At 65.9% G+C, this 24,402-nt stretch carries 21 protein-coding genes, 2 tRNA genes and 1 pseudogene; 14 read left to right on the top strand and 10 right to left on the bottom strand.

Annotated features, from left to right (window positions below):
• Window positions 1-37: 37 nt before the first annotated feature.
• From CIW53_RS04475 to CIW53_RS04460, 4 genes are all read left to right on the top strand, one after another.
• The gene (locus CIW53_RS04475; protein ID WP_149363516.1) at window positions 38-916 is read left to right on the top strand and encodes a pseudouridine synthase; all 879 of its coding nucleotides are present in this window, start codon (window positions 38-40) and stop codon (window positions 914-916) included.
• A gap of 110 nt (window positions 917-1,026) precedes the next feature.
• On the top strand, window positions 1,027-3,015 hold the full coding sequence (locus CIW53_RS04470) for an oligopeptide transporter, OPT family (RefSeq protein WP_149364142.1): 1,989 nt from the start codon (window positions 1,027-1,029) through the stop codon (window positions 3,013-3,015).
• Between the two features lie 284 nt (window positions 3,016-3,299).
• Window positions 3,300-4,364, top strand: coding sequence for a class I SAM-dependent methyltransferase (locus CIW53_RS04465; protein WP_149363515.1), 1,065 nt, complete (start codon window positions 3,300-3,302; stop codon window positions 4,362-4,364).
• Window positions 4,361-5,062, top strand: a complete 702-nt coding sequence (locus CIW53_RS04460) for a pseudouridine synthase (RefSeq protein ID WP_149363514.1) — start codon at window positions 4,361-4,363, stop codon at window positions 5,060-5,062. Before CIW53_RS04465 ends, CIW53_RS04460 begins: the two co-directional genes overlap by 4 nt.
• 77 nt (window positions 5,063-5,139) lie before the next feature.
• Here CIW53_RS04460 and CIW53_RS04455 read toward each other — a convergent pair whose 3' ends face one another.
• Both CIW53_RS04455 and CIW53_RS04450 read right to left on the bottom strand, forming a co-directional pair.
• A complete protein-coding gene (locus CIW53_RS04455; RefSeq protein ID WP_149363513.1) occupies window positions 5,140-5,472 on the bottom strand; it encodes a YkgJ family cysteine cluster protein in 333 nt (110 codons plus the stop codon).
• Window positions 5,473-5,532: 60 nt separating this feature from the next.
• The gene (locus CIW53_RS04450; protein WP_149363512.1) at window positions 5,533-6,120 is read right to left on the bottom strand and encodes a DUF1415 domain-containing protein; all 588 of its coding nucleotides are present in this window, start codon (window positions 6,118-6,120) and stop codon (window positions 5,533-5,535) included.
• 227 nt (window positions 6,121-6,347) lie between these two features.
• Here CIW53_RS04450 and CIW53_RS04445 point away from each other — a divergent pair, with 227 nt between their 5' ends.
• Window positions 6,348-7,907, top strand: a complete 1,560-nt coding sequence (locus CIW53_RS04445; RefSeq protein ID WP_149363511.1) for a YdiU family protein — start codon at window positions 6,348-6,350, stop codon at window positions 7,905-7,907.
• Window positions 7,908-7,954: 47 nt separating this feature from the next.
• On the opposite strand, the gene CIW53_RS04440 is transcribed toward CIW53_RS04445, so the two are convergent.
• Window positions 7,955-8,031 (bottom strand) — tRNA-Arg (locus CIW53_RS04440).
• Between the two features lie 159 nt (window positions 8,032-8,190).
• Between CIW53_RS04440 and CIW53_RS04435 the strand changes: the two genes are divergently transcribed.
• From CIW53_RS04435 to murB, 6 genes are all read left to right on the top strand, one after another.
• Window positions 8,191-9,726 carry an aldehyde dehydrogenase family protein gene (locus tag CIW53_RS04435; RefSeq protein ID WP_149363510.1) on the top strand — a complete coding sequence of 512 codons (1,536 nt, stop codon included), beginning with the start codon at window positions 8,191-8,193 and terminating at the stop codon, window positions 9,724-9,726.
• An 88-nt stretch (window positions 9,727-9,814) separates the two neighbouring features.
• Window positions 9,815-10,114 carry a DUF4190 domain-containing protein gene (locus CIW53_RS04430; protein WP_149363509.1) on the top strand — a complete coding sequence of 100 codons (300 nt, stop codon included), beginning with the start codon at window positions 9,815-9,817 and terminating at the stop codon, window positions 10,112-10,114.
• Window positions 10,115-10,121: 7 nt separating this feature from the next.
• Complete coding sequence (locus CIW53_RS04425) at window positions 10,122-10,898, top strand: SDR family oxidoreductase (RefSeq protein ID WP_149363508.1); 777 nt, start codon at window positions 10,122-10,124, stop codon at window positions 10,896-10,898.
• Window positions 10,891-11,658, top strand: coding sequence for a class I SAM-dependent methyltransferase (locus CIW53_RS04420; protein ID WP_149363507.1), 768 nt, complete (start codon window positions 10,891-10,893; stop codon window positions 11,656-11,658). Before CIW53_RS04425 ends, CIW53_RS04420 begins: the two co-directional genes overlap by 8 nt.
• Before the next feature lie 3 nt (window positions 11,659-11,661).
• Window positions 11,662-12,699, top strand: coding sequence for a quinone-dependent dihydroorotate dehydrogenase (locus tag CIW53_RS04415; protein ID WP_149363506.1), 1,038 nt, complete (start codon window positions 11,662-11,664; stop codon window positions 12,697-12,699).
• 10 nt (window positions 12,700-12,709) lie between these two features.
• Window positions 12,710-13,738: a UDP-N-acetylmuramate dehydrogenase gene (gene murB / locus CIW53_RS04410; RefSeq protein ID WP_149364141.1), complete on the top strand. Its 1,029-nt coding sequence runs from the start codon at window positions 12,710-12,712 to the stop codon at window positions 13,736-13,738.
• A gap of 465 nt (window positions 13,739-14,203) precedes the next feature.
• On the opposite strand, the pseudogene CIW53_RS18110 reads toward murB, so the two are convergent.
• The 4 genes and pseudogenes from CIW53_RS18110 to CIW53_RS04390 form a co-directional block, all read right to left on the bottom strand.
• Window positions 14,204-14,329 (bottom strand): annotated as a pseudogene (locus tag CIW53_RS18110) (MFS transporter); the annotation flags it as partial.
• A gap of 31 nt (window positions 14,330-14,360) precedes the next feature.
• Window positions 14,361-15,242 (bottom strand): E3 ubiquitin ligase family protein, encoded by an 882-nt coding sequence (locus tag CIW53_RS04400; protein ID WP_242451819.1) that lies wholly within the window; start codon window positions 15,240-15,242, stop codon window positions 14,361-14,363.
• 13 nt (window positions 15,243-15,255) lie between these two features.
• A complete protein-coding gene (locus CIW53_RS04395; protein ID WP_242451768.1) occupies window positions 15,256-15,960 on the bottom strand; it encodes a LemA family protein in 705 nt (234 codons plus the stop codon).
• A gap of 105 nt (window positions 15,961-16,065) precedes the next feature.
• Window positions 16,066-17,304 (bottom strand): MFS transporter, encoded by a 1,239-nt coding sequence (locus tag CIW53_RS04390; RefSeq protein WP_149363504.1) that lies wholly within the window; start codon window positions 17,302-17,304, stop codon window positions 16,066-16,068.
• Window positions 17,305-17,430: 126 nt separating this feature from the next.
• Here CIW53_RS04390 and CIW53_RS04385 point away from each other — a divergent pair, with 126 nt between their 5' ends.
• Both CIW53_RS04385 and ppk1 read left to right on the top strand, forming a co-directional pair.
• Window positions 17,431-18,231: a helix-turn-helix transcriptional regulator gene (locus CIW53_RS04385; RefSeq protein WP_149363503.1), complete on the top strand. Its 801-nt coding sequence runs from the start codon at window positions 17,431-17,433 to the stop codon at window positions 18,229-18,231.
• Between the two features lie 144 nt (window positions 18,232-18,375).
• A complete protein-coding gene (gene ppk1, locus CIW53_RS04380) occupies window positions 18,376-20,541 on the top strand; it encodes a polyphosphate kinase 1 (RefSeq protein WP_149363502.1) in 2,166 nt (721 codons plus the stop codon).
• A gap of 25 nt (window positions 20,542-20,566) precedes the next feature.
• On the opposite strand, the gene CIW53_RS04375 is transcribed toward ppk1, so the two are convergent.
• Entirely contained in the window at window positions 20,567-22,564 is a 1,998-nt protein-coding gene (locus tag CIW53_RS04375; RefSeq protein ID WP_149363501.1) for a S9 family peptidase, read from the bottom strand.
• 232 nt (window positions 22,565-22,796) lie between these two features.
• Between CIW53_RS04375 and CIW53_RS04370 the strand changes: the two genes are divergently transcribed.
• Window positions 22,797-23,000 (top strand): hypothetical protein, encoded by a 204-nt coding sequence (locus tag CIW53_RS04370; protein WP_149363500.1) that lies wholly within the window; start codon window positions 22,797-22,799, stop codon window positions 22,998-23,000.
• Window positions 23,001-23,056: 56 nt separating this feature from the next.
• Here the strand turns inward: CIW53_RS04370 and CIW53_RS04365 are convergent.
• Together CIW53_RS04365 and CIW53_RS04360 are read right to left on the bottom strand one after the other, a co-directional pair.
• Window positions 23,057-23,132 (bottom strand) — tRNA-Ala (locus CIW53_RS04365).
• A gap of 67 nt (window positions 23,133-23,199) precedes the next feature.
• Window positions 23,200-24,312, bottom strand: a complete 1,113-nt coding sequence (locus tag CIW53_RS04360; RefSeq protein ID WP_149363499.1) for an HRDC domain-containing protein — start codon at window positions 24,310-24,312, stop codon at window positions 23,200-23,202.
• Window positions 24,313-24,402: the final 90 nt, after the last annotated feature.

Raw genomic sequence — 24,402 nt, 5'->3', positions numbered from 1 at the left:
GGAAGGGCATCGCCCGTCTGGCTAGACTGTGGCGATCATGACTGCGCCTTTCACCCGCGACTCGCGAGCCAGCACCGTGCACCTGCCGAGCGGTGCATGGGCCACGGTGGTCGACGCGCTGTGCGACCGGTTCGTCGCCATAGATCGCGACCAATGGCTGGACCGCATCGCGCGCGGGCGTGTGCTGGACGGGCACGGCATCGCGATCACGCCACAAACGCCGTACCGGGCAGGGTTGCGCATCCACTACTACCGCGAGGTGGCGGACGAGCCGCCGATTCCGTTCATCGAAACCGTGCTGCATGTCGACGAGCACCTGGTGGTGGCGGACAAGCCGCACTTCCTGCCGGTGATGCCGGCAGGCGGCTTTGTCGAGCAGACCCTGCTGCGACGGTTGATCCGGCGCCTGGACAACCCCGAGCTGGTGCCGCTGCACCGGATCGATCGCGCCACGGCCGGGCTGGTGCTGTTTTCGGCGTCCCGGAGCAGTCGCGCCGCCTATCAGGCGCTGTTTCGCGAGCGTCGGATCGACAAGCGTTACGAGGCGCTGGCGCCGGACCTGCCCGCGCTGGCGTTTCCGCTGCAGCGCCGCTCGCGCATCGTGGCGGGTGAGCCGTTCTTTCGCATGCGCGAGAGCGACGGCACGGCGAACAGCGAGACGCGGATCGAGCCGATCGAGCGTGGCGGGGATTACTGGCGTTACGCGTTGTTTCCATTGACCGGAAAGAAGCATCAATTGCGCCTGCACATGGCTGCGCTCGGCGCACCGATCGTCGGCGACGGGTTGTATCCGGAGTTGGCCGAGCAGGCCGCCGATGACTACCGGCGGCCGTTGAAACTGCTGGCGCAAGGGTTGGCTTTCATCGACCCGCTGTCCGGGCAGCCGCGGCGATTCGAGAGCCGGCGGGTCTTGTGAGCGGGGCCGGCCGCGGTTTCGGCGCTGCGGAATAACCACACGCGGCCATTCCACGCTATCTTCCCCGGCAGCATCCGCCCCGGGGAGAACCATTCGTGAATGCACAACCCATGTCCAGCGCCACACCGCGCACCGAGTTGACCGTACGCGGCCTGATCATCGGCATCGTGATCACGCTGGTGTTCACCGCCGCCAACGTGTTCTTCGGCCTCAAGGCCGGCCTGACCTTTGCCACCTCGATCCCGGCGGCGGTGATTTCGATGGCGATCCTGCGGGGCTTCAAGAACTCCACGATGCAGGAAAACAACATCGTGCAGACGGTCGCCTCGTCGGCCGGCACGTTGTCGGCGATCATCTTCGTGCTGCCGGGCCTGGTGATGGTCGGCTGGTGGAACGGCTTTCCGTTCTGGGAGACGTTCGGCATCTGCGCCACCGGCGGCATCCTCGGCGTGATGTATACGATCCCGCTGCGCCGTGCGCTGGTGACCGACTCCGACCTGCCGTATCCCGAAGGCGTGGCCTGCGCCGAAGTGCTCAAGGTCGGCGGTGGCGACGATGCCGCCGCGGCGTCGGAAGAAAGCAGCAGGAGCGGCCTGCTGGCGGTGGCGGCAGGCACCGTCGTGTCGGCGGTATTTGCGGTAGTGGTCGCCACCAGGGTATTCGCCTCCAGCGTGTCGCAATACTTCCACGTCGGCGATCGGGGTGGTGCCAGCGGCTACGACTTCAGTCTGTCGTTCGCCTTGCTGGCCGTCGGTCACCTGGTCGGCCTGTGGGTCGGCCTGGCGATGCTGCTCGGCGCGCTGATCGCGTGGGGCTGGGCCGTTCCGCACTACACCATGCTCGCTGCCGCCACGGGCGCCGCGGCCGATCTGGCGCAGGCGGCGTGGAGCACCAAGGTGCGATTCCTCGGCGCCGGCACGATCGGCGTGGCGGCGATCTGGACGCTGGCCAAGCTGGTCAAGCCGGTGATCGGCGGACTCAGTTCGGCGATGGCTTCGTCCAAGGCACGCAAGGCCGGGCAGGGCGGTGCGCTGCCGCGTACCGAGCACGACATGCCGATCGGCATCGTCGGCCTGATCAGCCTGCTCTGCCTGCTTCCGATCGGCTGGCTGCTCGGCAACTTCAGCATTACCACCGGGTTGGGCGATCACCTGTGGTTGCTGGTGATCGGCGGCCTGTTGTTCGTGGTGGTGATGGGCTTCCTGGTCTCGGCAGTGTGCGGCTACATGGCCGGCCTGATCGGTTCGTCCAACAGCCCGTTGTCGGGCGTGGGCATCCTGGTGGTGATCATCGCCGCGTTGTTGCTGCTGGTGGCCGGCGTGCAGTCGCAAGTGGCTGGCGATGCGGGCAAGGGCTTGGTGGCGTTTGCACTGTTCGCCACTTCGGTGGTTTTCGCGGTGGCCACCATCGCCAACAACAACCTGCAGGACCTGAAGACCGGCCAGCTGGTCGACGCCACCCCGTGGAAGCAGCAAGTGGCGCTGGTGGTCGGCGTGCTGGTGGGCGCGGCGGTGATCCCGCCGGTGCTGGACCTGCTGAACAAGGCTTACGGCTTTGCCGGCATGCCCGGCGTCGATCCGGCGCGGGCGCTGGCGGCACCGCAGGCCGGCCTGATTTCGGCGCTGGCGCAGGGCGTGATCCAGGGCAATATCGACTGGAGCCTGATCATTCTCGGTGGCGCCATCGGCGTGGCCCTGATCGTGCTGGACGCGCTGCTCGGACGCTTCGCCAAATCCGCGGCACTGCCGCCGCTGGCAGTGGGCCTGGGCATCTATCTGCCGACCTCGACCACGTTGATGATCGTGGTCGGTGCCATCGTCGGCTGGTACTTCGACAAACGGGCCGAGCGCGGCGCCAAACCGGAGGCGACCAAGCAACTGGGCGTGTTGTTGGCCTCGGGCATGATCGTGGGCGAAAGCATCATCGGCGTGATCATCGCGGCGATCGTGGTGTTCTCCGGCAAGGCCACACCGCTGGCGCTGGTCGGCGACGGCTTCGGCACCGCCGCGATCTGGATCGGCGGCATCGCTTTCGTCGCGGTCAACGTGGTGTTGTATCGCTGGGTGGCGCGGTTGGGGCGCACGCCAGCCGCGGCGTGAACGATCGACGCGGATTTGCCCGGTCGCCACGACAACGGAATGACTCCCCCCATGCTGGATGGGCTGCAATAGCGCAAGGAATTGCCGGGCAGGATCGGCGAGATCGACAAGCCCGGCCCGGACACGCTGAAGGGCAACCATGGATGCAAAGATCCACGCGCGATCTCTGCGCAGGATCCGCGATAGAAGAAAACCACAGGAAGTGGTTTTCTTCCCAGGCTCCGAGTCCGCCGGCAGCCACGTACAATGCCGCCATCGTCCCACGATCGAAGACCTGACCTGACGTGACTGCTGCCGGATTTTTCGCGGCCGCGCCGGATACGGCGCTGGCCGCACTGTTCATGCCATTCGAATCGGCGCGCCTGTCACTGCCGGCAGATGGCCGTGCGTTGTTCCTGCGCGCCCGCGCGGGCGTGCGGCTGCGCGAGATGGCGCAGCCGGGGTGGTTGTGCGAACAGGGTTTCATGCCGTTCGCCGACGAGCTGGCTCGCAACGGCCTGCATGTGGGCGAACCGGGCGACGATGAGCGCTTTCCGCTGGTGCTGATCCTGCCGCCGCGCCAGCGTGACGAGGCGCGGGCGCTGTTTGCTCGTGCGTTGTCGCACACGGCGCCAAGCGGCACCGTGCTGGCGGCGATGCCGAATGCCGAGGGCGCGAAATCGGGAGAGGCGGATCTGGCGAAACTTGCCGGTGCCGTGGAGCATCTTTCCAAACACAAATGCCGGGTGTTCTGGAGCACGCCGGAGCTGGCCGACATCGATCGGAGCCTGCTGGCCGAATGGCTGGCGCTGGATGCGCCGCGCACCATCGTCGACGGTTACGTCAGCCGTCCCGGCCTGTTCGCGTGGGATCGCATCGATCGCGCGTCGGCATTGCTGGCCGCGCATCTGCCGACGGATCTGCACGGACGTGCGGCGGATCTCGGTGCCGGCTACGGTTATCTCGCCAGCCGGGTCATCGCACGTTGCCCGAACGTCGGCGCGATCGATCTGTACGAGGCCGAGTCACGGGCGCTGGAGCCGGCGAGGATCAACCTGGCGCGGGCGCAGCGCGACCGTGCCTGCGAGGTGGCGGTGCACTGGCACGATGTCACTCGCGGCCTGCCGCGGCGATACGACGTGATCGTCAGCAACCCGCCGTTTCACCAGGGCCGTGCCGACCTGCCGGAACTGGGCCGCGCGTTCATCGCCAGCGCTGCCGATGCGCTGGTGCCGGATGGCCGCCTGTTCATCGTGGCAAACCGGCATCTGCCGTACGAGGCGGTCCTGGCCGCGCGTTTCCGCGACGTGCGCACGCTGGCGACGCAAGAGGGGTTCAAGGTGATCGAAGCGGCGGGGGTCAAACCATGAAACTGGTCAAGTTGATCGCGAACCTGGGCTACGGCAGCCGCAAGGACGTGACGCAGTTGTTCCGTGCCGGCCGCATTACCGACGCCGATGGCGAGGTGCTCTACGCCGACGATGTGGTGCCGTACGAAACCATCCGCGTCGACGACGAGCCGCTCGATCCGCCGCCCGGCCTGGTGCTGATGATGAACAAGCCGCTCGGCGTCACCTGTTCGCGCAAGGACCCGGGCCGCGTCGTCTACGACCTGCTGCCGCCGCGCTACAACGTGCGCTCGCCGGTGCTGTCGACGGTGGGCCGGCTCGATCGCGATACCTCCGGCCTGCTGCTGTTCACTGACGACGGCGCGCTGCTGCACCGGATCATTTCGCCGAAGGCGCAGGTCGCGAAAGTTTACGAGGCCACCCTGGCGCAGGATCTGCGCGGCGACGAGGGTGAGCTGTTCGCCAGCGGTACGCTGATGCTGGAGTCGGAAAAGGAGCCGCTGGCACCGGCCGGGCTCGACGTGCTGGGTCCGCGCCACGCCCGCCTCACCGTCACCGAAGGCCGTTACCACCAGGTGCGCCGCATGTTCGCTGCGACCGGCAACAACGTCGAAACGCTGCAACGCATCTCGGTCGGCGCACTCGCATTGGGTGGGTTGCCACTGGGCGAATGGCGTCAGTTGGGTGCCGACGAAGTAGCCCTGCTCTTCGCCTCGTAGCGCGGGCATCGTCCGCCGCGCTGCCTCACGTCAAAGGGAAAATCCGGCGGGCCGTGCCCGAGCTGCCTCGAGTGGGGCTACAGCACGTGCACTGCAGTGGGAATGGTTGCGCCGAACCATTTGTGCCGCTCGTCGCGGCAACTCGGGCTGCCCATCGCGTACTTGCGGCAAATCGCGGGGCGGTCCTCGTAGATTGTGCAACCGGAGGTGTTCGGGTTTACCGCGGCGCACCAGCCGTCCTCGCCCTTGGCCAGGATTTCCATGCCGTGCTCGTCACGGTCGACCAGCCATGCCGGTACATGGTCATCCGGCATCAGCACGACGGTGAGGCGGCAGCACACGGCCTCGCAAGTCGTGCATTGCACGCTGGGGTCGACGCTTTCCGCGTAGGGATCGGGGAGATTATTCACTCCCCAGCATGACAGCATCGGTCGGCGCGCACCTGAACCGATCGACGCAGGTGCGCTGCTTCAATCGTCGGCGTCGCGCCACAACTTGTTCCAACCATCGGTGCCAAGTCGCTGCAATGTCTCGATATTGCGCCTGTAGATGCTGTCGGTATCGCTCATGGCGTCCATCGCCCGCTCGATGCTCGATTCGCGCAGCAGATGCAGGGTGGGATAGGGCGAGCGGTTGCTGAAATTCTCGATCGCGTCCGGTGCACTGTCGGCGAATTGGTAATCGGGATGGAAGCTGGCCACCTGCCACTCGCCTTCCAGCCCCAGCGTCTGCACCGCCGCGTCGGCCACGTCGAGGAAATCGTTGTAGTCGAGAAAATCGTTGAGCACGAATGGATGAATCAGCAGGCCGGTTTCGCATTCGTCCGGCGTCAGCGCATTGAGCGACTGCAGTTCGCCGCAGAGGTCGTCGAGCAAGGCATCGGTATCGCGTGCATGGCTGACCCGCAGCCGCAGCTCGCCTTGCACGTGCGGCGCGCGGGCGAACGGGCACAGATTGAGCCCGATCACCGCGCGCTCCAGCCAGCGCGTGGTGGCGGCAAGGTAGGGCGCATCTTCGGGCAGCGCATCGGCGTTGAGGCTGTTGGGCGCGTCGTTCATGCGGTTCTCGCGAATGGCTGGCGGCGCCGACTATAGCGCCATGCGGTTTGCGCCGGTGTCCTCGTGGAAGTTGTAGGAGCGACTTCGGTCGCGATGCTCTTCAGTGGGCGGAAAGCAGGGCATCGCGACTGAAGTCGCTCCCACAGGAATGGGGGGCTTGCTCTTGCAAGCGGCATCGCCTGCCCGGATATAAAGGTCGAGTCGGTACAGCCCAGCGGTTGAAACCCATGTTCAAGCTTCATTTCGACAACGCGTTCGTGCGCGATTTGCCCGGCGATCCGGAGCAGGGTGCACGTCTGCGTCAGGTCGAAGGTGCGCTGTATTCGCGCATGGATCCCACGCCGGTGGCCACGCCGCGTCTGTTGGCGCATTCGGCCGAAATGACGGCAGCGCTCGGTTTCAGCGAGGCGGATGCGGTCACGCCCGAGTTTGCCCAGTTGTTCGGCGGCAATGCCTTGCTCGACGGCATGCAGCCCTATGCGGCGAATTACGGCGGGCATCAGTTCGGTCATTGGGCGGGGCAGCTCGGCGACGGGCGCGCGATCTCGTTGGGCGAGGTGATCAACGGTACCGGCGAACGCTGGGAGTTGCAGTTGAAAGGCGCCGGCCTTACGCCGTACTCGCGCGGCGCGGATGGCCGCGCCGTGCTGCGCTCGTCGATACGGGAGTTCCTGTGCAGCGAAGCCATGCATCACCTGGGTGTGCCGACCACGCGGGCATTGAGCCTGGTCGGTACCGGCGAGCCGGTGTTGCGCGACATGTTCTACGACGGTCACGCCAGACCCGAGCCCGGCGCGATCGTCTGTCGTGTCGCGCCGTCGTTCATCCGTTTCGGCAACTTCGAATTGCCCGCCTCGCGTGGCGATACCGCGCTGCTGAAGCAACTGGTCGACTTCACCATCCGCCGCGATTTCCCCGAACTGCCGGGGCAGGGCGAGGCGTTGTACGCGGCGTGGTTCGCGCAGGTGTGCGAGCGCACCGCCACGATGATCGCGCACTGGATGCGGGTGGGCTTCGTGCATGGCGTGATGAATACCGACAACATGTCGATCCTTGGTCTCACCATCGATTACGGCCCGTACGGCTGGGTCGACAACTACGATCCGGACTGGACGCCGAATACCACCGACGCGCAGCGCCGCCGCTACCGTTTCGGCCAGCAGCCGGACGTGGCGTGGTGGGACCTCAGCCGCCTGGCCGGTGCGCTGGCGCCGCTGTTCAATACCGTGGAACCGTTGCAGGCCGGGCTGGATCGTTACGCGGCCACCTACGCTGCCGCCGATCGCGCCAATACCGCCGCCAAGCTTGGTCTGGCCGAATGCCGCGATGATGACGTGGCCCTGATGAAGTCGCTGCATGCGTTGATGCAGCAGGCCGAGATCGATATGACGCTGTGGTTCCGCGCGTTGGTCGACTTCGATGCGCACGCACCGACGCTGACGACGTTCGACGAAGCGTTTTACGACGAGGCGAGGCGAAACGAGGCGGCGCCTGCGCTTGACGACTGGCTGGCCCGTTATGCCGCGCGGCTGGCCGATGATCCGTTGTTGCCGGACCGGCGCCGCGAACAGATGCGCCAGGCCAATCCGCGCTACGTGCTGCGCAACTACCTGGCGCAGCAGGCCATCGACCGGGCCGAGCAGGGCGACGCTGGCGGCATCGCCGAACTGCTCGACGTGATGCGCCATCCGTACGACGACCAACCCGGTCGCGAGGCATTTGCGCAGAAGCGGCCGGACTGGGCGCGGCACAAGGCCGGCTGCTCGATGCTGTCGTGCAGCTCATGAGCCGGAAAGCACGAAGGCCGGCATGGCCGGCCTTCGCATTCGGGAATTGGTGCCCTCGAGACGATTCGAACGTCCGACCTGCCCCTTAGGAGGGGGCCGCTCTATCCAACTGAGCTACGAGGGCAGCGCCGGGATTTTCGCATGGATCGCGCGGCGGTGCGATTGCGTTGCGCATCCCTCTGCGTGCAGGGGAAGGGGGCGATTGCGCTGCCCCTGCTAGAATGGGCAATTGCCCGCTTTCCATTCACGGTGCCGGCAGGCACCGCACGTCCAGGAGACATCCATGTCCCATGCAATCCTCAGCGCGCTCGGCCTTTCCGGCGAGCAGTCCGGTACGTACCTCGGCCAGGGCGAGTGGTCGAAGACCACCGATGCCGGCGCGCTGCAGCCGGTGAACCCGGCCACTGGCGAAGTGCTCGGCACCGTGCATGCGTCCAGTGCCGCCGATTACGACATCATCGTCCAGCGCGCGCAGGCCGCGTTCAAGGTGTGGCGCACGACGCCGGCGCCGGCACGTGGCGAAGCGGTGCGCCTGTGCGGCGAGGCGCTGCGCAAGCACAAGGACGCGCTCGGCTCGCTGGTCGCGCTGGAGATGGGCAAGATCAAGCCCGAGGGCGACGGCGAAGTGCAGGAGATGATCGACATCGCCGACTTCGCGGTAGGCCAGAGCCGCATGATGTACGGCTCCACCATGCACTCGGAGCGCCCGGGACACCGCATGTACGACCAGTACCACCCGCTGGGCCTGGTCGGCATCATCAGCGCGTTCAACTTCCCGGTCGCGGTGTGGGCCTGGAATGCCATGCTGGCCACCATCGCCGGCGACATCTGCATCTGGAAGCCGTCGCCGAAGACGCCGCTGTCGGCGATCGCGACGATGAAGATCTGCAACGACGCACTCAAGGCCGGTGGTTTCCCCGACCTGTTCTTCCTGTTCAACGACGCCGGTACCGACCTGTCGCAGGCCTTCGTCGACGACAAGCGCATCCCGCTGATCAGCTTCACCGGCTCCACCAAGGTCGGCCGCATGGTCGGCGAGCGCGTGGCGCGGCGCATGGGCCGCTCGCTGCTGGAGCTGGGCGGCAACAACGCGATCATCCTCGATGAAACCGCCGACCTGAAGCTGGCGATCCCCGGCATCGTGTTCGGCGCGGTCGGCACCGCCGGCCAGCGCTGCACCACCACGCGCCGGCTGTTCGTGCACGAGTCGATCTTCGACGGCGTGGTCGATACCCTGATCAAGGCGTACCAGCAGGTCGAGGGCAAGATCGGCGATCCCACCCTGGCCACCACGCTGATGGGCCCGCTCAACAGCCAGGAGGCGGTGCAGGGCTACCTGGGCGCCATCGAGAAGGCCAAGGCGGCCGGCGGCACCGTGCGCACCGGCGGCAAGGCGCTGACCGACCGCAAGGGCAACTTCGTGCTGCCGACCATCGTCACCGGCATCGCCAACTCGCATGAAGTCGTGCAGACCGAAACCTTCGCGCCGATCCTCTACGTGATGCCGTTCAAGACGCTGGACGAAGCCATCGACATGCAGAACGACGTGCCGCAGGGCCTGTCCTCGTCGATCTTCACCAACAACCTGCGCGCGGGCGAACAATTCCTGTCGGCGGCCGGTTCGGACTGCGGCATCGCCAACGTCAACATCGGCACCTCCGGTGCGGAGATCGGCGGCGCATTCGGCGGCGAGAAGGAGACCGGCGGCGGGCGCGAGTCCGGTTCGGACGCATGGAAGGTCTACATGCGCCGCCAGACCAATACCATCAATTACTCCGACGCGTTGCCGCTGGCGCAGGGCATCAAGTTCACGGTGTAATCGCGAAAGCCAGGCGGTGGACGGTTTGCCGTCCCTCGCCGGGCGTGGCATGACGGCGCTGTTCCACTTCTGACGAGTGAGCGACCCGATGAGCTATCAACCATCCTATCGTCCTGCAACCACCAGTTCGCTGGCGGTGGTCAGCCTGGTGTTCGGCATCCTTGGCTGGTGCGTATTGCCGTTCATTGGCGCGATCGTGGCGGTCATCTGCGGCCACCTGGCGCGCGGCGAGATCCGTCGCAGTGCGCCGGATAACCGCATCGAGGGCGACGGCATGGCGGTGGCCGGCCTCGTGCTCGGTTACGCGCAACTGGCGTTATGCATACTCGGCATCTTCGTGCTGATCGCGGTGCTGATCTTCGGTTTCGCGTTTGCGGGCTGGCATTGATCGACGCATGAGCGACGCTACCGTTTCCGCTCCCTTCGATTTCCGTGGTTACCGGGTCGTCGTCGCCGGCGGCAGCCGCGGCATCGGCCGCAGCATCGCGCTGGGTTTCGCCGAAGCCGGAGCGGCCGTATCGATCTGCGCGCGCGGCGCAACTGCGCTGGACGAGGCTCGTCAGGCGCTTGCCGCGCATGGCGGCCTTGTCCATGCGCAAAGCTGCGACCTGGCAGATCCGGCGGCCATCGAAGGTTACGTCGCCAACGCAGCCGAAGCGCTCGGCGGCATCGACGTGCTGGTCAACAACGCCAGCGGCTACGGTTTCGACGACAGCGACGACGGCTGGCTGGCCGGTTTCAACGTCGACCTGATGGCCGCCGTGCGCGCCTCGCGCGCGGCCCTGCCGCATCTGCAGGCATCGCCGCACGGTTGTATCCTGCACACCAGTTCGATCGCCGCGTTCCGCCCGCGTCCCCACGGCGCGGCCTATGCCGCGGTGAAGGCCGCGCTGAGCCAGTACGCCACTTCGCAGGCGCTGGCGCTGGCCGAACATCGCATCCGCGTCAATGCGATCGCACCGGGTTCGATCCTGTTTGCCGATGGCCTGTGGGAACGCCGCCGGGCGGAACAGCCCGAGCTCTATCGCGCCACCCTGGCGAAGATTCCGTTCGGGCGCTTCGGTACCCCGGAAGAGATCGCACATGCCGCCTTGTTCCTCGCTTCGCCGTGGGCGGGCTGGATCACCGGGCAAACCCTGGTCGTCGACGGCGGGCAGATGCTGCATGGCTGACCTGCACTCCACTGCACGCTTCAGCGATCGCGTCGACGACTACGTGCGCTACCGGCCGGATTACCCGCCGGCGTTGCTCGCATGGCTGCAGCGCGAGCACCACGTGGACAGCCACTGGCGGGTGGCCGACGTGGGCGCCGGCACCGGCATCTCCTCGAAGATGTTCCTCGACGCCGGCCATCGGGTGACCGCGGTGGAGCCGAATGCACCGATGCGCGCCGCCGCCGAAAGGTGGCTGCGCAGCTATCCGGCGTTCGATGCCATCGACGGCCGTGCCGATGCCACGAACCTGCCCGATGCCGGCGTGGACCTGGTCACCGTGGCGCAAGCGTTCCACTGGTTCGATGAAGAGGCGACGCGGCGCGAGTTCGCACGCATCCTGCGCCCCGGCGGACTGGCGGCGATCTGGTGGAACTCGCGCCGGCTCACCGGCACGCCGTTCCTGGAAGGCTACGAAGCGCTGCTGCTGCGCTTCGGCACCGACTACACCAGCGTGGCCGAACGCTACGCCGACGATGCCCGCATGCGCACCTGGTTCGGTGCCGGCTTCCGCGGTGCCGGCCGTTTCGAGCACGCGCAGAAGCTCGATTTCGATGCCCTGCGCGGGAGGTTGATGTCGTCTTCCTATGCGCCGCAGGCCGGCCATCCGCAGCACGAGCCGATGCTGCGCGCGCTGCGCGAACTGTTTGACAGCTGCGCCGAAAACGGCGCGGTAAGCTTCGACTACGACACCCGCATCTTCGCGGGCCACCTGGCCTGATCCATGTACGACATCCTGCGCCCGCTGCTGTTCCAGCTCGACGCCGAGAAGGCGCACCATCTCACTCTTTACGCGCTGGGCGTGGCCCAGCGCAGCGGTTTCGCCCACTTGATCGCCAAGCCGCCGGCGGACCTGCCGACCACCGTATTCGGCATCACCTTCCCGAACCCGGTCGGCCTGGCCGCCGGCCTCGACAAGAATGCCGAGCACCTCGACGCGCTGGATACGCTCGGCTTCGGCTTCATCGAGGTCGGCACGGTGACGCCGCTGCCGCAGCCGGGCAACGACAAGCCGCGCATGTTCCGCCTGCCGCGGCACGAGGCGATCATCAACCGCATGGGCTTCAACAACGGCGGCGTCGACGCGCTGGTGCGCAACGTGCGGAAGTCGAGCTACCACGGCGTGCTCGGCATCAATATCGGCAAGAACAAGGACACGCCGAACGAGAAGGCCGTCAACGACTACCTGGCCTGCCTGCACAAGGTCCACGGACTGGCCACCTATGTCACGGTGAACATCTCGTCGCCCAACACCCAGGGCCTGCGCGACCTGCAGCAGGAAGCCACGCTGTACAAATTCATTTCGCTGCTGCGTGCGGCGCAGGAGCGACTGGGCTCTCAGCACGGGCGGCGCAAGCCGATGCTGCTGAAGATCGCGCCCGACCTTGCCGAGGCGGAGCTCGATGCGATCGCCGAGGTGCTTCTGCGCACCGGCATCGATGGCGTGATCTGCTCCAACACCACCATCGACCACGCGTCGGTGGCCGACGATCCGCATGGCGGCGAAACCGGCGGCTTGTCCGGCAAGCCGCTGTTCGAGCGCTCCACTGCGGTGCTGGCCGGCATGCACAAGCGGCTGCAGGGGCGCATCCCGCTGATCGGCGTGGGTGGCATCCTGGATGGCAGCGATGCGGCCGAGAAGCTCGACGCCGGTGCTTCGCTGGTACAGGTCTATTCGGGGCTGGTCTATCGCGGCCCGCAACTTGTCGGCGAATGCGTCAACGAAATCCGCCGCCAGCGCGAGGACACCCATGCCGGTTGAACAGGTAGACATGGGCGGTTACACGCTCATCGAAAACGCCTCGCTGGCCACGCGCAACACGTTGCGCGTCGACGCGCGTGCGACGCTGCTGGCGGAGATCCGCGACGCCGCGAAACTGCCCGAACTGCTCGACTTCCCGGCGATCCGCAACAGCCGCCTGCTGGTGCTGGGCGAGGGCAGCAACATGCTGTTCACCGGCGACTTCGATGGCACCGTGCTGGCGATGGCCACCCGCGGCGTACAGGTGGAAAGCGACGGTGACAGCGCCCGTATCGCGGTGGCCGCGGGCGAGCGCTGGGACGACTTCGTGCGCTGGAGCCTGGGCCAGGGTTACGCCGGCCTGGAAAACCTGATCCTGATCCCCGGCACCGTGGGTGCCGCGCCGATCCAGAACATCGGCGCCTATGGCTGCGAAGTGGCCGAGTTCGTCGAGAGTGTCGAAGCCTGGGATACCCGCGAGCGCCGCGTGGCGACGCTGGACCATGCCACCTGCGCCTTCGCCTATCGCGACTCGCTGTTCAAGCACGAGCCCGGCCGCTACATCGTCACCGCCGTGCGCTTCGTGCTGCCGCGCAGCCGGCCGCTGCGCACCGACTATGCGGGCATCAACGAGCAACTGGCGCGGATGGGCGTGGACAAACCCGCACCGTTCCACGTGGCTGAAGCGGTCGTGCACCTGCGCACGAAGAAACTGCCCGACCCATCGGTGATCGGCAACGCCGGCAGCTTTTTCAAGAACCCGATCGTGGACGCTGCGCTGGCTGATGCGCTGAAGCGCGAGCACCCCGAACTCGCCGCGTGGCCGCAGGCCGACGGCCACAGCAAACTCTCTGCCGCCTGGCTGATCGAAGCCGCCGGCTTCAAGGGTTTCCGCGAAGGCGACGCCGGCATCTCGAACCGGCACGCGCTGGTGCTGGTCAACCACGGCCACGCCACCGGCCCCCAACTGTGGGCGCTGGCGCAGCAGGTAATGCACGGCGTGCACGCCAGGTTCGGCGTGCAACTGGAACCGGAGCCGGTGGTGATCGGCTCGCGCTGAGCCTCTGTATTGGCGCGGAGCGCCTGATGCTCCTGGTGCATGCAGAGCAGAGCTTTCGCCTGCCTCCGGCGGCCGAGCCACCTTTCGTAGGGCGGGCAACGCCCGCCGGTCTTCCCGCGGTGCTACGTCGCGTAGCTGTTCTCGTAGGAGCGCACCCTGTGCGCGATGCTCTTGCTTTGCCTGCGGCATTCAAAGCGAAAAGCTTTCGTCTGCCTACGGCAGCCGAGCCACCTTTCTCTGTTTGGCCAGAGAAACGTGGCCCAAAGAGAGGCCACCCCGCTTCCGCGCTTTCCGGGCAGGAAGCCCGGAAAGCGTGCAAGCGGGGTGTCGTTTTCTCTTGGGTACTTCTCTTTTGGACAAGCAAAAGAGAAGTACCTCGCCCTCCGCAGGAGGGTGAAAGCCCTTCGCTTCACGACAACAAATCAAGCAAGAGCATCGCGCACAGGGTGCGCTCCTACAAAAGCATCAAGCGCGAACCCGCTTCTCGATATTCGGCAGAAACACCGTGATCAACCCCATCAGCGGCAGGTACGCGCACAGTTGGTAGACGTACTCGATGCCATGTGTGTCGGCCAAGCCGCCAAGCACGGCGGTGTCGATGCGCCGGGATGCTGATCGGTTGTTATCTGCTTGCCAGCCACAGCGCGCCTGCGGTGCAGGCGGCGAATATCATCAATCCATATCGCACCTGCTTGAGCAGCGCGGCGGCAATGTCCTCCACCGGCTTCGTCGAGAGCAGGAACGGTCGGCCATCCTTGGGGCAGGAGAGGATCGGCTCAGGCCTCATCACGTCGGGAGCATCGGCGCCAAGCATGGCCTGTTTTCTTGCCGCTTCACGCGCGTTGTCCCATTCCTCCATATCGATCTGCCCGTTGTTGTCGGCATCGAACCGGGCCAGCAGGGCGGCGTGATCGTTCTTCCACGATGTCAGGATGGCGGACACGGCGTCGTCGGTGCCCTTCGGGACCTCGTGGACAGAATGACTGCCAAACTGGCCGATCGCATACAAGGAGTCGCCCTCCGACATGCGCATTTCCGTGTACCGGTAATCGCCGTCCATCGAGTTCATGACAGATGTCTTCGTTGGCCACTCGGAGTAGCCGCGCCAGCGGTCCATGCTGCTGAATGTCACCTTGGCCCCCTCCGGGACGATCATCACCCGAGCGGTGCCGTCGTCGATGATGAACGGCAGGGAGCAGGTTGCCTGACTGATCGTGACCCACTTCTTGTGCTTGTCGTCACCGCGCAACTCCTCGACGGTATAGCTCCACCAGGTGCACGGCTGGCCGGTCATCGGCCCCACCCGGGGATGATCGGGAACCGTCGATTGGGTGCCGGACAAGGCGACATAACCCTGTGCAGCGGCACGACAGCGTGATACCGGGGTGCCCTGGATCAACCGCAACTGCTGCAGCTTGCGTCCCCAGTAGTACAGACTGCCAAGCGCGCCTGCGCCGAGGATGAAAGCGATGAAACCTGGAGGAACCGTCGAGACACCTGTCATCACGGGCGGGCCATCAGTTGAACAGTGCCTTCAGGTCGGGCTGCTTGAGCTCGCTCTGGCTGAAGCGGATCGGGGTGGCAGAACCGAACGCAAACAAGCTGGCGATGAAGCGGTCGGGGAACTGTTCAATGCGCACGTTCAACTCGGTTACCGTGTCGTTGTAGAACTCGCGCCGGTCGGCAATGGCTGACTCCAGGCCGCTGATGCGGCTCTGCAGATTGCGGAAAGTCTCGTTGGCCTTGAGGTCAGGATACTTTTCGGCCACCGCGAACAGTTGGCCCAGGCCGCTACGCAACTGATCCTCCGCCGGCCCCAAGGCAGCGGCGTCGGCGTGCTGGCGGGCGACGGAGATCGCGCTGCGTGCCTCGGCAACCTTCACCAGCGTTTGCTGCTCGTACACCAAGTATTGCTTGCAGGTCTCCACCAGGTTGGGCAGTTCATCGTGACGCTGTTTCAGCAGCACATCGATGTTGGACCAGGCTTTGGCAACGTTGTTTTTCAACCGCACCAGATTGTTGTAGATCACCACGACGTAAATCGCGATGACGGCGAAAAACGCCAGAAAGCCGAATCCCTTGATGCCCACTTGATCCCTCCCCCGATGAATGGCCCCAAAAGCATAGCCGAGGCGCCTTCGGCATGGCACCCCGGTAAAGCGCTGGCCGCTCTTGTGGCGTCGTGGAAAAACGCCGTGGCGTTGGCGCAGCAAGTCATGCAAGGAGTGCGCGGGAAGTCTGGCGTCACGTGGGAGCTGGAACCGGTGGTGATCGGCGCGCGCTGAGTCTTTTTGTAGGAGCGCACCCTGTGCGCTCCTACAAAGCGATCAAGCGCGAACCCGCTTCTCGATATTCGGCAGAAACACCGTGATCAATCCCATCAGCGGCAGGTACGCGCACAGTCGGTAGACGTATTCGATACCGTGCACGTCGGCCAGTCCGCCAAGCACGGCTGCGCCGATGCCGCCCATGCCGAAGGCGAGGCCGAAGAACAGGCCGGAGATCATGCCTACGCGGCCGGGAACCAGTTCCTGCGCGTAGACCAGGATCGCCGAGAATGCCGACGACAACACCAGTCCGATGATCACCGTCAGCACGCCGGTCCAGATCAGGTTCGCGTGCGGCAACAGCAGCGTGAACGGTGCCACGCCGAGGATCGATACCCAGATCACCCACTTGCGCCCGATCCGGTCGCCGACCGGGCCGCCGATCAGCGAGCCGGCAGCCACCGCGAACAGGAACACGAACAGGTGCACCTGCGCGCTTTGCACCGACACGCCGAACTTGTGGATCAGGTAGAACGTGTAATAGCTGCTGAGGCTGGCCAGGTAGAAATACTTGGAGAAGATCAGCAGGCCGAGGATCGCCAGCGCACCGATGATCTGGTTGCGCGACAGCGACACGAGCGCCAGGTGGCGTGAGGTCGACTTGCTGCGGCTGACGTGGTGATGGCTGTACCAGCGGCCGACCTGCAACAGCACCACGATCGCCAGCAGCGCCGCCAGCGAGAACCAGGCGACGCTGCCGCGCCCGTGCGGCACGATGATCCACGCGGCCAGCAGCGGTCCCAGCGACGAGCCGGTATTGCCGCCGACCTGGAACAGCGATTGCGCCAGGCCATGCCGTCCGCCGGAGGCCATTCGCGCCACCCGCGAGGATTCGGGATGGAAGATCGACGAACCGGTGCCGACCAGCGCGGCCGCCAGCAGCAGCACGGGGAAGGTGGGTGCGACCGCCAGCAACAGCAGCCCGCACAGGGTGAAGCCCATGCCGACCGGCAGCGAATACGGCATCGGCCGGCGGTCGGTGACCGTGCCCACCAGTGGTTGCAGCATCGAGGCGGTGAGCTGGTAGGTCAGCGTGATCAGGCCGACCTGGGCGAAACTCAGGTGGAAATCGCTTTTCAGGATCGGGTAGATCGCGAGGATCAGCGACTGGATCATGTCGTTGAGCATGTGCGCGAAGCTGATCCCGCCGAGCACGCCGTAGGCGGTGCCTTGAGCGGGTGAATGCGGGGTCGTCATCGGTTCGAGCGGCAGGCTTGCCTCGTCGACGCGGGTATTCATGGTGGAACTCTTGATGGGAGGGAAAGAGGCGGCCGGATTGCACCGCCGGGAGCGTCACTCTAGAGTGGTTGGGGTCGGCCCGCATGCATCGGCGGGTCAAGTTCTGTCGAAATCGGGCCATCCACCGTGCGCAATGCCCGCGTCACCCATTACGAAGACACCCCGCGCGATATCGTCATCACCGGCAACGACTATCCGCCGCACTACGTCTTGCCGCGCCATGCGCACAAACGCGGCCAGCTGCTGTACGCCGCCACCGGCGTGGTCACCGTGATCACCGACGAAGGCAGTTGGGTGGTGCCGCCGCGCCGCGCACTGTGGATTCCGGCCGGTGTCGCGCACGAGGTGCGCATGAGCGGCGTCGTGTCGACCCGCAGCGCCTACGTGCGCAACGAGGCCGCCACTGCGTTGCCGGTGCGTTGCCGGGTGATCGGCGTCTCGCTGCTGCTGCATGCCTTGCTGCTGGAGGCCGTGGATGTGCCGGCCGAGTACGCGCTGGACGGCCGCGATGGCCGGGTGATGGCGTTGCTGCTGGACGAAATCGCCGCGATGCCGGCGCTGCCGTTGAACACGCCGCTGCCACGCGACCCGCGATTGGCCCGCCTGTGCCGCGCGATGATCGCGGCGCCGGCGCTGGAGATCGACATCGACGCGATGGCGCACAAGGCCGGCATGAGCCGGCGCAGTTTCACCCGCCTGTTTCGCCAGCAAACCGGCATGAGTTTCAGCGCATGGCGCCAGCAGGCCTGCCTGCTCGCCGCATTGACCCGGCTGGCTGGCGGCGACTCGATCACCCAGGTGGCAGTCGATCTCGGCTACAGCAGTGCCAGCGCTTTCACCGCGGCGTTCCGGCGCGTGCTCGGTGCGGCACCCACCCGCTACCTGGCAGCGGATGAATGGCTGCTCCGCGGCGCAGGCGATACATGAAACACCTGCCTGCCGCGGGAATTCCGTGTCATCCGGCGGTCAGAAAACTGTCGCAAACTCGCGGGGCAACCGCGGTGCGCTGATCCTGTCATCACCGATGATGCACTATCTTGGATGACAACCCTTGCCGGAACCGATGCACCGATGAACAGTCGCCTGATCCGCGAGACCTCGCCGGCCGGTGCTTCCGCGCCGGCCGCGAATGATGCCGAGACGGCGGCGGTGGATCTCACCGACAACCGGCTGTACATCCACCGCGAACTGTCGCAGCTGCAGTTCAACATCCGCGTGCTGGACCAGGCCCTGGACGAGCGCGCGCCGCTGCTGGAACGGTTGAAATTCCTGCTGATCTTCTCGCGCAACATGGACGAGTTCTTCGAGATCCGCGTGGCTGGGCTGAAGGGGCAGATCGCGCTGGATCACGAGATGATCGGACCGGACGGCATCCCGCCGAAGCGGGCGCTGGCGGAGATCAGCGAGATCGCGCATCGGCAGATCGAACGGCAGTACGCGATCCTCAACGAGCGCATTCTGCCGGAACTGGTCGCGCACGGTATCCGCATCGTTCGCCGCACGCAGTGGACGCACAAGCAGAAGCTGTGGGTGCGCCGCTACTTCCGCGAGGAAGTGGCGCCGCTGGTGACGCCGATCGGACTCGACCCGACCCATCCGTTTCCGCTGCTGGTCAACAAGAGCCTCAACTTCATCGTGCGGCTGGACGGCGTCGATGCGTTCGGCCGCGACTCCGGCCTGGCGATCGTGCCGGCGCCGCGCGTGCTGCCGCGGCTGATCCAGATGCCGCTGGAAATCTGCGAGGGCGGCGACAATTACGTGCTGCTGTCCTCGATCATCCATGCGCATGCGGAGGAACTGTTCCCGGGCATGCAGGTGCTCGGCTGTTACCAGTTCCGGCTGACCCGCAACGCCGATCTCACGCTCGATCCGGAAGATGTCGAGGATCTGGCGCTGGCCCTGCGCAGCGAGCTGTACTCGCGTCGCTTCGGCGATGCGGTGCGGCTGGAGGTGGCCGACAACTGTCCGCGTGACCTGATCGATCATCTGCTCAGGCAGTTCGGCCTGGCCGAGTCGGAAGTGTACGAGGTGAACGGCCCGGTGAACCTGGCGCGGTTGTTCCGCATCGCCAGCCATGCCAGCTATCCGCAGTTGCAGTACCCGCCGTTCACGCCGGTGCTGCCCAAGGCGCTCAAGCATGCCGAGGACGTGTTCCAGGTGATCGGCAAGCAGGACGTGCTGTTGCTGCATCCGTACGAGTCGTTTTCGCCAGTGGTCGACCTGCTGCGCCAGGCGGCGCAGGATCCGCAGGTGCTGGCGATCAAGCAGACGCTCTACCGTACCAATGCCAATTCGGAAATCGTCGATGCGCTGGTCGACGCGGCGCGTTCCGGCAAGGAAGTGACCGCGGTGGTAGAGCTGCGCGCACGTTTCGACGAGGAGTCCAACCTCACGCTCGCCTCGCGCCTGCAGCAGGCCGGCGCGATGGTGATCTATGGCGTCGTGGGCATCAAGACCCATGCCAAGCTGATGCTGATCCAGCGCCGCGAGGGCAGCGAGCTCGTGCGTTACGCGCATCTGGGCACCGGCAACTACCACACCGGCAATGCGCGCCTGTACACCGATTACAGCCTGCTCACCTCCGACGAGGCGCTGTGCGAAGACGTGCACAAATTGTTCAGCCAGCTCACCGGCATGGGCAAGGTGCTGCACATGAAGAAGCTGCTGCATGCGCCGTTCACGCTGAAGAAGACCCTGCTCGAACTGATCGCGCGGGAAACCGCGCACGCCGCCGCCGGCCGGCCGGCGCGGATCATCTTCAAGGTCAATGCGCTGACCGAGGCGAAGATCATTCGCGCGCTATACAAGGCCAGCATCGCCGGCGTGCAGATCGACCTGATCGTGCGCGGCATCTGCTGCCTGCGCCCAGGCGTCGAGGGCGTTTCGGAGAACATCCGGGTGCGCTCGATCATCGGCCGCTTCCTCGAGCACAGCCGCGCCTACTGGTTCGCCAACGACGGCGATCCGCGGCTGTACCTGTCCAGCGCCGACCTGATGGAACGCAACCTGGATCGCCGCGTCGAAACCGCCTTCCCGATCGAGGGAAAGAAGCTGCAGCAGCGGATCCGCAGCGCGCTGGAGCTCTACCTCACCGACAACAGCAGCACGTCGCTGCTGCAGCCCGATGGCCAGTACCTGCGCCCATCCGTGCCCGAGGGCGAACCCCTGCGCAACGTCCAGGCCGAGTTGCTGGAGAAATTATGCGGGGCAGGGGCCGGCACCGGCCATCCGGAATGAGGCCGTCGCCAGCCGCAGGGATGCTTCAGGACCGGGGTTTCAGGTGCGCGGTCATCCAGCCGACCCAGCGGCGGTACACGTCGGTGGTGCGCACGATGTCCTTGGGGAAATGCGTATCGACCGGATACGCGTAGAACTCCACCGGCACGCCGCTGTCGCGCAACGCGTGGTACCACTCGTAGCTGTTCACCAGCGGCACGTTGGGATCGCCCACATCGCCCATGATCAGGGTCGGCGCGGTGACGTTGTGCGCATAGGTGATCGGCGACTGTTCGCGCCAGATGTCGCGGTACTTCGCCGACCACGGCGAGCCGCCGAAGAAATAGGTGTCGCCGGTCTGGTAATACGCCACGGTGTAGTCCATGACCCAGTCGGTCAGCGCGGCCCCGGACACCGCCGCCTTCCACAGCGGATAGTGACCGGTGAGCCAGGTGGTCATGTAGCCGCCGTAGGACCAGCCGCTGACGCCGATGCGCTGCGCGTCGACCACGCCGAGCTTCTGCACCGCGGCCAGGCCGGCCATCACGTCCCGGCCCGGACCGTCGCCGGTATCGCGGAAGATCGCGTGCTGGTACGCATCGCCAAGATTGGTGCTGCCGCGGTAGTTCGGCTGGAACACCACGAAGCCTGCCGCGGCCAGCAATTGCGGCAAGGGCGAGAACTTCACCGTGGACGCGGCTTCCGGGCCGCCGTGGATCACCAGCACCAGCGGATATTTTTGTCCGCGCTGGTAGCCGACCGGCCTGGTCAGCACACCGTCTTCACGGAGACCGTCCGGACCCTGCCACTCGATCGATTCGGTGCGGCCGAGCGCAAGCTTGTCGACAAACGCGTTGAGGTTGGTGAGCCGGCGCGGCTTCGCGTTCACCGAATCCATCACGTACAGCTCGCCCGGGTGAGTCTCGGTGCTGCCGACGAAGGCCAGCGCGCCGGTCTTGGACACGCTGATGTCGGCACCGGCTTCCACCCCGCCAAGGTCGAGTCTCTTCGCCGCACCGGACAGCGGTTGCACCCACAACACCGCATGGGTGCCATCCTCGCCGGCCAGCAGCAGCGCCTTGCCGCGTGGCAGCCAGGCGTAGCTGTCGAAGTTGCGCGCCAGCGCCTGGGTGACATCGCGGCTGTGGCCATCGCTCGACACGTAGACGGCATTGCCGTTGTTCTGGTCGCCACCGCGCGGACGCATGAAGGCCAGCATGTCGCTGCCCGCAGCGTAGTTGGCGTCCATTGCGCCTTCGTCGGTCACCACTGCGCGTGGCGTGCCGCCGCCGATGTCGACCGTGTCGATCACCGAATGAAACGACGGCCCCCAGTACGCTCCGGGGAAGCGGACGAAGGCGATGCTCCGGCCGTCACGGCTCCACGTCGGCGCGGGCGCGCCGTCCTGCTGGTCGGTCTGCAGGCTGAAGCTGCCCTGGGTCAGCCGTTTCGCCGTGCCGCCCGCACTGGGCACCACCCACAGATGCGATGGCGTCAGCGCCTTGCGCATGAGGAAATGGTTGTCGGTGACCTGGAACGCATCGTCATGCGCCTTGATTGCCTTGGCATTGGCCGGTTCGTCCGCACTGACAAACGCGAGCTGGCTGCCGTCCGGGCTCCAGCTGTAGGCATCCACGCCGTGCTTGATGTCGGTGACGCGTCGCGCATCGCCACCATCCATCGGCATCACGTACAACTGTCCTTGCTTGGTTTGTGCGTCCTTGGCGATGAAGGCCAGCCGGCTTCCATCGGGCGACCAGCGCGGCGACGAGATGTCCTCGCGCTTCCAGGTCAGCGCGCGGCGCATGCCGCTGGCCGTGTCCACCAGGTCGAGCTCCTGCTGGCTCTTGTCGGTCTTCCAGTCGGGCGTGGAAACGATCACCGCGATGCGCTTGCCGTCCGGCGAAATCCGTGGCTCGCCGAGGCTCACGATCTTCTGCAGGTCGGTCAGCTGGAACGCCGGTGTGCTGGCGGCCGCACGTGCCGGCGGCGGCAGCGCCAACAGGCAGCAGGCCGCGAGCGCGGCATATCCGATGGACTTCATGGCAATGCTCCCCTGAAAAAAACGATGGGCGCGACCGCATGCGCAACGTGCGATCGCGCGAAATCATATCCGGCTGTCAGTAGACAGAATCCCGGCGACGAGACTGGCACGTTCCCGATTCCCCGGAGAAGTGCATGTAGGCACATGTCACGGGCTTGGGGTCGCGAGACGCGTGCCGATGCCCACGATCAGGCGCAGAATTTCGCCATCCAGGCCAACCGGGGTGAAATTCTTGAACGCATCGACACTGCTGTGGGGCGTGCTGTTCGGTTCGATCGGACTGGGTTTCTTCATCTACGGCAAGAAACAACGGGCGATCGTGCCGCTGATATGCGGGCTCGCGCTGATGGCATTTCCCTATTTCGTGTCGGGCACGGTCCTGCTGGTCCTGGTCGGCGCGATGCTGATGGCGATTCCGTATTTCATCAGGTTGTAGCAGGCGCGCACGAAAAAGCCGGCGCAAGGCCGGCTTCTCGTGAATCCTGAAATGAGTGGTGGAGCGGATGGGGATCGAACCCACGACCTTCGCATTGCGAACGCGACGCTCTCCCAGCTGAGCTACCGCCCCACGTAAGCGGCGAATGTTAGCAGCGCGGCCGGGCTTCGCCAAGACCTGCACACGGACTCCTTGCGCTTCAGCCGGGAAGCAGGGCCGGCAGGCGGTCGTGCAGCACGTCGCGGCGCCAGCCTTCGAGGAAGTCGGGCCATTCGGCGGTGACCACGTATTCTTCCAGCACCTTGCGCGGGCACAGCAGGCCGGGCGGAAGGTCGAGTTCGATGGCAAGGGTGTCGATCAGCTGTTTCATCTCGCCGAGCGCCTTTTTCGCCTCGCCTTGCGGATGGCCGGGGATGCGTGCGGTGGCGGCGATTTCCTCGGTGCCGACGGCAGGAGCGAGCAGTTCGAACAACTCGATCCGGGGAGCCGATCGCAACGCGCGCTGGCCGCGGCTGCGCTGTTCGAGATCGGCCAGGCTGCGCGGTGGTTGTTGCGCCAGGCTGAGCGCCAGGTTGTCGTCGAGCAGCCAGGGGCGGGGTACGTCGAGGCGGCGGGCGCTGCTGTCGCGCCAGAGCAGCAGTCGGCGCAACAAGGCTTGTTGCGCCTCAGGCCACTCTGCCGCGCCGCGCATCGCGCGTTGCGGCTGCGGATCGCCGTCACGATGGCTGGCGCGGCTTTTCAGCCGCGCGCAATCCTGTGCGTGCCAGGCGCTGCGATCGCGTTGCTGCAGGCGCTCGGCCAACTGCTCGTGGATGCCTTTCAGAAACACCACGTCGAGTGCGGCATAGCTGCATTGCGACGCGGTGAGTGGACGCTGCAGCCAGTCGGAGCGGGTCTCGCCCTTGTCCAGATCCACCCCGGCGAGCTCCGCGACCAGCGCGCGGTAGCTGATGCCCAGACCCATGCCGACGAAGGCCGCGGCGATCTGCGTGTCGAACAGGATATGCGGGCCGTTCGGCAGCAGTGGCGCCAGGGTTTCCAGGTCCTCGCTGGCGCTGTGCATGATGGTGATCGCCGGGCCGGCGCCGAGCAGCGGCTGCAGTGCATCGCCGATGTCGAATGCGAGCGGATCGATCAGGGCGTAACGGCCGTTCCAGCCCAGCTGCAGCAGCGCCAGTTGCGGATAGAACGTGTTGCGACGCATGAACTCGGTGTCCAGGCCGACCGCTGCGTTCGCGGGTACGTCGTCCAGCCACGCCAGTAGTGCATCGCGATGATCGATCCAGTCGGCGGCGGGTTCGGGCAGTGACATCGAATTTCCTTGAAAGACGCAGGCCGTGGATTGCCCTGTCGGTGGTTTGTGCCTATGGTGGACAGCGCACGATAACAGGCCGCACCAAGG

Source organism: Rhodanobacter sp. T12-5 (assembly GCF_008329435.1).
Lineage (GTDB): Bacteria > Pseudomonadota > Gammaproteobacteria > Xanthomonadales > Rhodanobacteraceae > Rhodanobacter.
The sequence above is the reverse complement of the archived record's forward strand: the minus strand, read 5'-3'. Positions and strand labels throughout refer to the sequence as shown.